General features: G+C 38.3%; 10 protein-coding genes, 1 pseudogene and 1 other annotated feature. Of the genes and pseudogenes, 9 read left to right on the top strand and 2 right to left on the bottom strand.

Annotated elements, in window-relative coordinates; translation table 11 throughout:
- The first annotated feature begins 62 nt into the window (after positions 1–62).
- The 4 genes and pseudogenes from F9U64_RS05850 (at position 63) to F9U64_RS05865 (ending at position 3,271) form a co-directional block, all read left to right on the top strand.
- Positions 63–1,682 (top strand): annotated as a pseudogene (locus F9U64_RS05850) (PucR family transcriptional regulator).
- A 114-nt stretch (positions 1,683–1,796) separates the two neighbouring features.
- Entirely contained in the window at positions 1,797–2,303 is a 507-nt protein-coding gene (gene uraD, locus F9U64_RS05855; protein ID WP_153402078.1) for a 2-oxo-4-hydroxy-4-carboxy-5-ureidoimidazoline decarboxylase, read from the top strand.
- A gap of 13 nt (positions 2,304–2,316) precedes the next feature.
- Positions 2,317–2,670, top strand: a complete 354-nt coding sequence (gene uraH, locus F9U64_RS05860; protein ID WP_153402079.1) for a hydroxyisourate hydrolase — start codon at positions 2,317–2,319, stop codon at positions 2,668–2,670.
- 151 nt (positions 2,671–2,821) lie between these two features.
- Positions 2,822–3,271 carry an Lrp/AsnC family transcriptional regulator gene (locus tag F9U64_RS05865; protein ID WP_153402080.1) on the top strand — a complete coding sequence of 150 codons (450 nt, stop codon included), beginning with the start codon at positions 2,822–2,824 and terminating at the stop codon, positions 3,269–3,271.
- 35 nt (positions 3,272–3,306) lie between these two features.
- Here F9U64_RS05865 and F9U64_RS05870 read toward each other — a convergent pair whose 3' ends face one another.
- The gene (locus F9U64_RS05870) at positions 3,307–3,837 is read right to left on the bottom strand and encodes a chromate transporter (protein WP_153402081.1); all 531 of its coding nucleotides are present in this window, start codon (positions 3,835–3,837) and stop codon (positions 3,307–3,309) included.
- Between the two features lie 6 nt (positions 3,838–3,843).
- A complete protein-coding gene (locus tag F9U64_RS05875) occupies positions 3,844–4,392 on the bottom strand; it encodes a chromate transporter (RefSeq protein ID WP_153402082.1) in 549 nt (182 codons plus the stop codon).
- Between the two features lie 146 nt (positions 4,393–4,538).
- Here F9U64_RS05875 and ggt point away from each other — a divergent pair, with 146 nt between their 5' ends.
- The 5 genes from ggt (at position 4,539) to rpmI (ending at position 9,682) form a co-directional block, all read left to right on the top strand.
- Entirely contained in the window at positions 4,539–6,152 is a 1,614-nt protein-coding gene (ggt, locus tag F9U64_RS05880; RefSeq protein ID WP_194287293.1) for a gamma-glutamyltransferase, read from the top strand.
- Between the two features lie 222 nt (positions 6,153–6,374).
- The gene (locus tag F9U64_RS05885; RefSeq protein WP_153402084.1) at positions 6,375–7,415 is read left to right on the top strand and encodes an LCP family protein; all 1,041 of its coding nucleotides are present in this window, start codon (positions 6,375–6,377) and stop codon (positions 7,413–7,415) included.
- 108 nt (positions 7,416–7,523) lie between these two features.
- Positions 7,524–8,498 (top strand): aldo/keto reductase family protein, encoded by a 975-nt coding sequence (locus F9U64_RS05890; RefSeq protein ID WP_153402085.1) that lies wholly within the window; start codon positions 7,524–7,526, stop codon positions 8,496–8,498.
- A gap of 206 nt (positions 8,499–8,704) precedes the next feature.
- Positions 8,705–8,838: a sequence feature (ribosomal protein L20 leader region), on the top strand.
- A gap of 122 nt (positions 8,839–8,960) precedes the next feature.
- Entirely contained in the window at positions 8,961–9,455 is a 495-nt protein-coding gene (infC, locus tag F9U64_RS05895) for a translation initiation factor IF-3 (RefSeq protein ID WP_153402086.1), read from the top strand.
- A 32-nt stretch (positions 9,456–9,487) separates the two neighbouring features.
- Complete coding sequence (rpmI, locus tag F9U64_RS05900) at positions 9,488–9,682, top strand: 50S ribosomal protein L35 (protein WP_089742733.1); 195 nt, start codon at positions 9,488–9,490, stop codon at positions 9,680–9,682.
- Positions 9,683–10,012 lie beyond the last annotated feature (330 nt).

Genomic DNA, 10,012 nt, shown 5'->3' on the forward strand with positions numbered 1-10,012 from the left:
ATGACTAAAGCTTTCAGAATGGTTATGCTAAGCTGAAAAAAACGGGGGAGAGGTTGATTGTTGTGAGATTAGCAGATGTTATTCAAGTTCCTTCATTAATTAATTGCAGTTTGATAGCGGGGAAAACCGGACTGGAACGGGAAGTGCTTCATGTCAACATGATGGATGCACCTGATATTGCAAAGTTCTTGAAACCTAACGAACTTTTGGTTACAACCGCTTACCATATGAAGGACCAGCCAATGTTATTAAAAGAATTAATCACCGAAATGAATGCCCAGGGCTGTGCTGGACTGGGAATTAAGATGAAACGGTTTTTAGATGAAGTTCCGCCAGATGTCATCCGGTTAGCTGACGAGCTGGCTTTTCCGATTATTGAAATTCCAGTTCAAAGCTCTCTTGGAGATATTGTGAATCAAACCTTAAGTAATATTTTAAACATGAGGACAAGTGAGCTAATCTCAGCGATTGATATTCATCGCCAATTTTCGGACCATATTATGAGCGGCAAAGGAATAACTAGATTATTAAAAGATTTATCCCAATTAATTGGATCAACCGTTATTTTATTAGACCAATATTCCAAACCGATTGCTTCAGCGGTGCAAAATCGGCAAACTGTACAAATATTGGAAAACTTATATATGAAAGATATTGTTTCACTATTTCCTGATACGGCTTGTTTTAGTTTTTCTACGATTCATGATCAGCAAACCTATTCTGTTTTTCTTGTCTACACCCATAATAAAAAAGTTGGCTACTTACTTGTGTTGGGCGATATAGAACCGACAGATCATTCGACGGTTTTAACCATTGAGCAGGCAACAAATGTTATCTCTTTTGAGTTGGTAAAGGAGAATGCATTAAATCAATATTCCAAGCGTGTAAAGAATGAATTTTTCTACAACTTCACTGAAGGTAATTTTACTTCCAGTGATGAAGTAATTAATCGGGCGATGGAATTTCAGCTTGACAATAATAAAAGCTATATTTGTGTAACAGGAAAGTTGGAAAAAAATGAAAAACTGTTAGCCTCTTATGCTCAGAGTCATTATGAAATGGATAAAATCTTTGAATATATTGAAGATGAGTTAGTCAGCATTTCATTATCGACACATCATTTTACAAGGGGAGATTTATGTATTTTATTGTTTGAAAAAAAGGATCGGGAAGAAGCATTCAATTAATATATTTACAGCTTATTACAACTGATCCAGACGAAAGTGAAAGAACGTTTTGACCGGATAATTTCTTTTGGTGTAGGGAATTTATCGCGGAATTTTTCCCAAGTGAAAAACAGCTATAAAGAGGCGATTGATGCACTGGAGTCAGGGCTTTTGGCAGAGAAGAAAGGGTTTATTCAAAGTTATAAAACAAAGGACATTCTGGAGATCTTACGCATTATCTCTGAGGAAGATTTAAGCGAATTTTACCAGAATGTGCTGGGACCACTTGTCAGTGATGAAAAGCAAGAAAATAATACATTGCTCCAGACAGCTTTTGTCTATCTGGAAACCCATAATCAAATTTCGGAAACGGCAAAAAGACTGTTTGTTCACCGTAATACTGTGATTTACAGGCTGGAGAAATGTGAGGAATTAATTGGCCGCAGCCTCAATGACCCTGAAACCTCATTACAGTTTCGTTTAGCGCTGAGAATAAAGAATGTATTAAATCTATAAAACCAGCTTTGTGTAAAATGATAGAAACTGATGAGACGATTGTACAGATTAACTAATGACAGTCGCTTTTTTACCAAATAAAATGGAAAAAAGATGAACAGGGGTGAGCGTATAATGTATGTGAATGATTTAAACAAAATGGATGAAACAGAATTTGTGGATCAGTTAGGATCAATCTTTGAACAATCGCCTTGGATAGCGCAAAAAGCACTGCGATATCGGCCATATACATCACTGGAAGATCTCTACCAAAGAATGTGTGAAATTGTACACAATGCTACAGAAGCGGAAAAGCTGGAGTTGATCCGTTCTCACCCTAACTTGGGGGAGCGGGTGAAAATGAGTCAAGAGTCTGTAAATGAGCAAACTTCAGCAGGGTTGAAAAACTTAACCAAAGAAGAGTATGACAATTTTCATTTGTTAAATCAGCGTTATATCGATAAATTCCAATTTCCATTTATTTTTGCTGTAAAAGGAAAAAAGAAAACAGATATAATGCAAGCGATGCTGTTGCGTGTAGAGGAAGAAGAAACGAAAGAATTTCAGACCGCATTATCTGAAATCTTTAAAATTGCGAAGTTTCGTTTAGACGAGAAATTTAATTCTCACTTTATTTGTTGAAGGATGTGTTCGTATGGCAGGCTTAACTACACATGTGCTTGATTTGGCAAGTGGTGTTCCGGGAGCAAACATCTCGATTGACTTGTATAGGTTAGAAGAGGGTGAAAGAACGTGGCTGAAAACAGCGGTCACCAACCAGGATGGAAGGATAGATCAACCTTTTTTAGAAACAGAGGCTGTAAAAACAGGGATTTATGAATTTATGTTTCATATTGGAGATTACTATCGTGCTAAGGGAGAAGTTCAGCACGATCCATATTTTCTGGAAGAGGTTCCTGTTCGTTTTGGCATTCACATACCTTATAGCAGTTACCATGTGCCGCTATTAATAACTCCATGGGGTTATCAAGTGTATAGAGGCAGCTAGTATGATAAAGGGATAATGCATGCAACAGGTATTTTCGTAAGAATAATGGCATTGGAAGTTAACAATTGTTAAAATGAAGCGGCACTTCCTTGACTTTTCGAAACATACATAGCATCCTAATGATAGACAATGCAGAAAAAGGATGATATGGATGAAAATCGATGAAAAGGATAGAAAGATTCTTGACTTATTAGCTAAAAACGGCCGGATGTCTTATGTCGATATTGGCAAGGAATTAGGTCTTTCAAGGGTAGCTATTCGCGAGCGTGTGAATCAGTTGATTGATAATGGGATCATCGAAGGGTTTAGTGTAATTATTAATTCAGAAAAGGTAGGGAAAAAAGTATCTGCTTTTTTTGAGGTGGATTGTGAACCTGCATCATTGGTACGAGTTGCTCAGAGCTTGGCAGATCATCCTAGTGTTGCAAGCTGTTACCAGATGACAGGCCCAAGCACACTGCATATGCATGTGTTGGTAGAGGATTTTACAAACTTAGAGTCTTTCATCAATGAGGAACTGTACAGCCTGGAAGGTATCACAAGGGTAGAGAGTCATATCTTGCTGCGCAGATTTAAAAGCCGCAAAGGTTTAAAACTATAATAAAAAGCGTCCGAATGGAAAGGGACGCTTTTTACTTACCCTAAAAACAAAGCTCCATAACCTAAAGCGGCCATAATAACAAAAGCAGGGTGGACCTTGAACTTTACTAACAAGAGCCAGCTGAGTCCAATTAACAATAAGGTTTGCCATACCCCTTCATTTTCATAAGACTGGAAGAAAAATTGGAAAGTTAAGAGTCCTAACAGCACACCGATTGTTGGTCTGATAAACATTGTCATTCTCTTTACTTTTGGTGAGTTTTTAAATTTATATAAAATGCTTAATAAAATTATCATTAAGATAAGAGAAGGTGCCACTGTTGCAAAGATGCCGACAATTGCACCAAGCACCCCTGCCTGGTCGTAACCAATATATCCAGCCATTTTTGTAGCAATTGGTCCGGGCAATGCATTTCCAATTGCCAGCACTTCGCCAAATTCCGGAATGGTCAGCCAGCCAAATCGATCCACCACTTCATTCTGCACAAGAGGTATACTTGCCGGGCCGCCACCATAACCAATAATCCCTGGTATGAAAAATGCTATAAAAATTTCCCAATATATCATAATAGCTTACTCCTCTCTTTTTTCCTTAGGCTTCATGGTAAAAGCAACAATGAGTAAGACGAGAATAATGATCGCAGGATGTATGTTTAAAAACTGCAATAAAATCAGACTGCCAGCTGTGAGTAATAGGCAAGGTATCCAGCCTAAGTCTTTCTTTGACTTTACTAAGAAGTCCCACGTTAATATTGCCAGCATAACACCGACTACTGGCACAATGGCATTGGTCATCCCGTTAATCCAAGGTAAATCACTAAAGGAATTTAATGAGATAAGCAGCGCAATCATGGCAATGATACTTGGAACGATTGTTGCCAGCACTGCATTTATGGCACCAAGCCATCCTGCCATTCTGTAACCGATATAACCAGCCATTTTGGTTGCGATCGGGCCTGGCAGGGTATTACCAATTGCCAGTATATCGGAGAATTCATCATCATCTAACCATTTGTAATGATCGACCACTTCTTTATGTACAAGTGGAATAGAAGAAGGGCCTCCACCATAACCGAAAATACCTACTTTGAAAAACGCCCAAAAAATTTGAAGATGTTTCATATAATCTCAGTCCCTTTCTGAAGAATATAAGTGAACTTGTGATATAATATTATCATATATATTTACTATTGTTAATATATTTATTTATTTTTATTAACAAAAGAAAGTGATTGTTGATTTAAGTATAAGGATAAGGAGGAATTCAAATGATACGACCATCGATAATCGCACGAAACGCTGCTGTTACATCACCAAACTATCTAGCCTCACAAACCGGATTGAAAATTCTCCAAAATGGAGGGAATGCGATTCATGCAGCGATTGCTATGGCTGCAACATTAAGTGTTGTCTACCCGCATATGAATGGAATTGGGGGCGATAATTTCTGGTTAGTATACAACTCAAATGATCAAAAGTTAAAAGGGATAAATGCAAGCGGCCGTTCTGGTGAGAAAGCATCCATTATGTATTATCGGCAACTTGGCTATGACAGTATACCAATGCGAGGCCATTTAGCGGCTAATACGGTTCCTGGGGCCTTGTCTGGATGGGTTGAAGCTTATCATTATGCCGACACACATACCAATCAAAAAATCGAATGGGCTAACTTGCTGGAAGACGCAATTGACTATGCGGCAAATGGTTTCCCTGTCACCAAAAGCCAGATTAAAATGGCAGAATCCTTTCTTGTCAATAAGATGATTGATGACAGGAATGATTTTGATGCTATTTTTATTCAACCGATTAGGAATGGATTAAAGGTGGGAGATTTATTTTATCAAAAAGATCTGGCAAGGACATTACGCAGGGTAGCTGAGGATAAAGGAAGATCCTTTTACTCTGGAACTATTGCAGAGCAAATTGAGAGATCCTGCAGAATTAAAGGTGTGTTGACAAAACAGGATTTTCACTATCACACTGCTGACTGGATTGATCCGATCTGTACACAGTATCGTGACTATGTTGCCTGCAATTTACCACCAAACACTCAAGGCATAGCTTCCTTATCAATTTTAAATATACTGAATCAATACGATTTATCGACAATAAGTGAGCATGACCCGGAATATTATCACCTGATTATTGAAGCGACTAAATTAGCTTTTGAGCTTCGGGATAAATGGGTTACTGATCCGGGACAAATAGAAGTTCCGCTAGATCAATTATTATCAGATAGTTATGGCAAGAAAATGGCAGACCAAATCGATGATAGTATTTCAAGAAAGTACCAGCCATTATTAGATCCAAAAGGTGATACAGTATGGCTCGGGGTTGTAGATCAATGGGGAAATGCAGTATCTATGATTCAAAGTATTTATCATGAATATGGCTCTGCAGTAGTACCTGAAGGGACAGGCGTCTTATTACAAAATCGGGGAAGCTTTTTTTCACTACAAGAGGATGAACTGAATCGGTTAGAACCGAGAAAAAGGCCATTTCATACACTTAATCCTGCGATGCTATTTAAGCAAAATCGACCATATTTGATTTATGGTACAATGGGTGGAGAAGGACAGCCGCAAACACAAGCGGCTATTGTGACTAAATTAGTTGATTATGGCTATTATGTTCAACAAGCATTGGATGCTCCACGTTGGTTATATGGAAGAACATGGGGAGCAGTGTCCAATTCTTTAAAAGTAGAGAAGCGAATTTCACCTGCTGTATTAGAAGCGTTAGTCAATAAAGGACATAAAGTTGAAGTAGTCAGTGATTACAGCGATCTGATGGGCCATGCCGGTGCGATTAAGATTAATGATGCGAATATTAAGTTTGCCGGAAGTGACCCTAGAAGTGATGGTCTGGCATTAGGGTATTAATAAAGTATGTTAACTCCACTGATAAATGTGTCCCTTTATTTTATGAAAAATAGCGAATTTCCATTAACCCCCTATTTGTCGAATGGATAGGCAGTTACAATTCATGATAATCTATATAATGTAACGTAATTGTTAGAATATTTTCATCAATTTTTGTTTACATTTGACGAAAAGTTGTGTAAGTTTTAGATTGAGTGTTATTTTGAAGAGAGAGGGAAAATCATGGTTGAAGGCAAAAGAGTGATAGTAAAAAGAAAGCGGAAGAAAAAGAAAAAACGAAAGCTGATTCTGTTCGTAATACTTCTGCTTCTTATAAGTGCTGTTGCATTCTCGGTTTTTCAATATTGGGAAGGAAAGAAAGCAGCAGAAGATAGAATTAATGATCCTGAACGCAATGAAGAGATGGAAGAATATGCGAAAGATTTTGAAGCGTCAGAGCCAGTTGATGGGAAATTGAATATGCTGCTTCTTGGGGAAGATTCAGATGAGTATGGCATATCCAGAACAGATACGATAATGATCGGTCAATATGATGTCGATAATGATCGTGCGAAATTAGTTTCGATCATGAGAGATACGTATGTGAATATTCCAGGATATGGTTATAATAAAATTAATGTCGCTTATGCTAATGGTGGGCCTGAGCTTTTACGTCAAACGATTAAAAATAACTTTGATATAGATATCCATCATTATGCAATTGTCGATTTTGAAGGATTTGGACATATCATTGATACAATTGCGCCTGATGGAGTGGAAATTGATGTAGAAAAACAGATGAACTATACAGATAATGCTGGCGGTTTGCACATTGATCTTGAGCCGGGGATGCAAACCCTGAGCGGAGAAGAACTGCTAGGTTATGCACGATTCAGACATGATGGAGAAAGTGATTTTGGACGAGTCAGACGTCAACAGCAAGTAATGAGTGTATTAAAAGAAGAACTGCTGTCATTTTCCAGTATCATTAAAATACCTAAAGTTGTCGGTACCTTAATTCCATATGTTAATACAAATATGTCAGAAACAGATATTGGCAGATATGCTGTATCATTTTTATCTAATACACCGGGGGAAATAGAAACATTACGAATACCTGTTGAATTGCCGAATTCATATTGGCCTGTAGACCATAGTCATGCAGGAGAAGTATTAGAGATAGATGAAGCAATGAACAGACAGGCGCTGGAAGATTTCCTTGAAAGAGGAATTAATCCATTAGAGGAAGATAGTAGTAATAGTGAAATGGAGACACAACAATAAGGAAAAGACTCTAGCCAGAAATGGTGAGGAGTCTTTTTTCTTTTTTCGGTCAGAATAGGTGAAAAACTATTTGAAAGCGTTTATGATTATAATAAGGAGGGGAAAGAAATGAAATATCGAAATCTAGGCAACAGTGGTTTGAAAGTAAGTGAAATTGCACTTGGTAGCTGGTTAACATACGGAAAAGCAGTAGAGGACAAGACAGCAGAATCGTGTATACATAAAGCGTATGAACTTGGTATTAATTTTTTTGATACAGCAAACGCTTACGAAGGCGGGCAGGCAGAAGAGGTTCTTGGGCAGGCACTGCAATCATACGATAGAAGCAGCCTTGTAGTAGCAACAAAAGTATATTTTCCAATGGGAGCTGGTCCAAACGACCGGGGACTTTCAAGGAAACATATCATCGAACAGTGTGATGCAAGTTTAAAAAGATTGGGAATGGATTATATTGATCTCTATCAATGTCATCGTTTTGATGAAAATGTTCCCGTTGAAGAAACCTTGTTGGCATTAGATGACTTGGTGCGACAAGGGAAGATATTATATGCAGGTGTGAGTGAATGGTCAGCTGCCCAAATTCAACGGGCAACAGGGTTTGCGAAAGAATGGCGCCTTCACCCGCTTATTTCCAATCAGCCGATTTATAATATGATTGAGCGTTATATTGAAGAAGAAGTAATCAAGGTATCTGATGAGAATGGGATCGGACAGATTGTGTTTTCTCCGCTTGCCCAGGGTGTGTTAACAGGGAAGTACAAACCAAATGCTGAAATTCCGGCAAACAGCAGGGCTGCTAATGACAGCACGAATATGGTGATAAACAGCTACTTTGATGAACGTGTCTTAACTGCTGTTGCTGCATTAAACGATTTTGCTGAAGATAATGGGATGAAGCTGTCACAGCTGGCTCTGGCATGGATATTAAGACAGTCGAATGTCAGTTCAGCTATCATCGGTGCAAGTCGTCCAAGTCAAATAGAAGAGAACGTAAAAGCGGTTGATATTGAGTTGACAGATGATATGTTAAGTGAAATTGAATCGATTCTGGAGCCGATTAAAGATTTTCATCCTGCACGGTAAACATGGGGATAATTATGAATTGCAAATCTTTCATACAAAAAAACAGTGACAGTTTTGCTGAAATTTGTTATAGTTTTTCTGTCACTATCCTTTAATAGAAGTAATCCCAGATTATTGCAGGAAGAAGTTCCAGTATTCTCAAGTCACTGGTTGACAATATAAGTATAGCATGTTAAGATAGCAAGAGTGAATTAAATATGATCTCAAAAGACAAGTAGAAGCACCCGCTTCTCACCTGATTGACACAAGTCTTGTCGTTAACAGGTATTTATCCGATGTTATTTGTAATGAAATCAAGGATGTGTGGGTGCAGTATGTGTACCGACACTTTTTTTATGGAGCAAAAACGATATCAGCAAACTTGATATCTATTATAATGATACGCTTGTCTCATATTAATGATCATGTTTCATTACGCTTTTATTAAAATTCGGAGGTGGCTGATTATTAGCAAAGATATGAATGTCAATGAGAGTATTCGAGGTTCGTCTCATTGATTCAAATGGGGATCAATTAGGAGTTAAATCTCGTCAGGATGCATTAGAAATTGCTCAAACAAGAAACCTTGATCTTGTATTGGTGGCACCAAATGCGAAACCGCCAGTATGCCGTATCATGGATTATGGTAAATTCCGTTTTGAGCAGCAGAAGAAAGACAAGGAAGCTCGTAAGAAACAAAAAGTAATTAACGTGAAAGAAGTAAGATTAAGTCCTGGGATTGAAGAACATGACTTTAATACAAAACTTCGCAATGCACGTAAATTCTTGGAAAAGGGAGACAAAGTTAAGGTCTCTATTCGCTTCCGCGGACGTGCGATTACCCATAAAGAATTAGGTCAGAAAGTATTAGAACGTATGGCTGATGAATGTAAAGATCTTTCCACTGTAGAGCAAAAACCGAAAATGGAAGGACGCAGCATGTTCTTAATGCTTGCACCTATTACAGAAAAGAAATAGCTAACAATTTAGTTTTACAAGGAGGAACTATTATGCCAAAGATGAAAACACACAGCGGTACTGCAAAACGATTCAAAAAGACAGGTTCTGGGAAGGTAAAACGTTCCCATGCTTATACAAGTCACTTGTTTGCTAACAAGTCTCAAAAGCAAAAACGTAAATTACGTAAAGCAGCAATCGTATCTGCTGGAGATTACAAACGAATCAAACAAATGTTGCCTAAATAAGTAAGAAGTAAGAAAAGCGAAAGTGGCCGATTAGAAACGTAGCGGGTGGAAGGAAGCAACTGAGATAAAAGAATCACAGTGACGAAGGAACTGATGATGACTTATCGTAGGGCGCTATCCTGAAGCTGCCTAGTTTCTGGCCACTCCGAGCTAGACAAGAAAAGCGAAAGTGGCCGATTAGAAACGTAGCGGGTGGAAGGAAGCAACTGAGATAAAGGAATCACAGTGACGAAGGAACTGATGATGACTTATTGTAGGGCGCTATCCTGAAGCTGCCTAGTTTCTGGCCACTCCGAGCTAGACAAGAAAAGCGAAAGTGGCCGATTAGAA

This window comes from Gracilibacillus oryzae (genome assembly GCF_009498735.1).
Lineage (GTDB): Bacteria > Bacillota > Bacilli > Bacillales > Amphibacillaceae > Gracilibacillus > Gracilibacillus oryzae.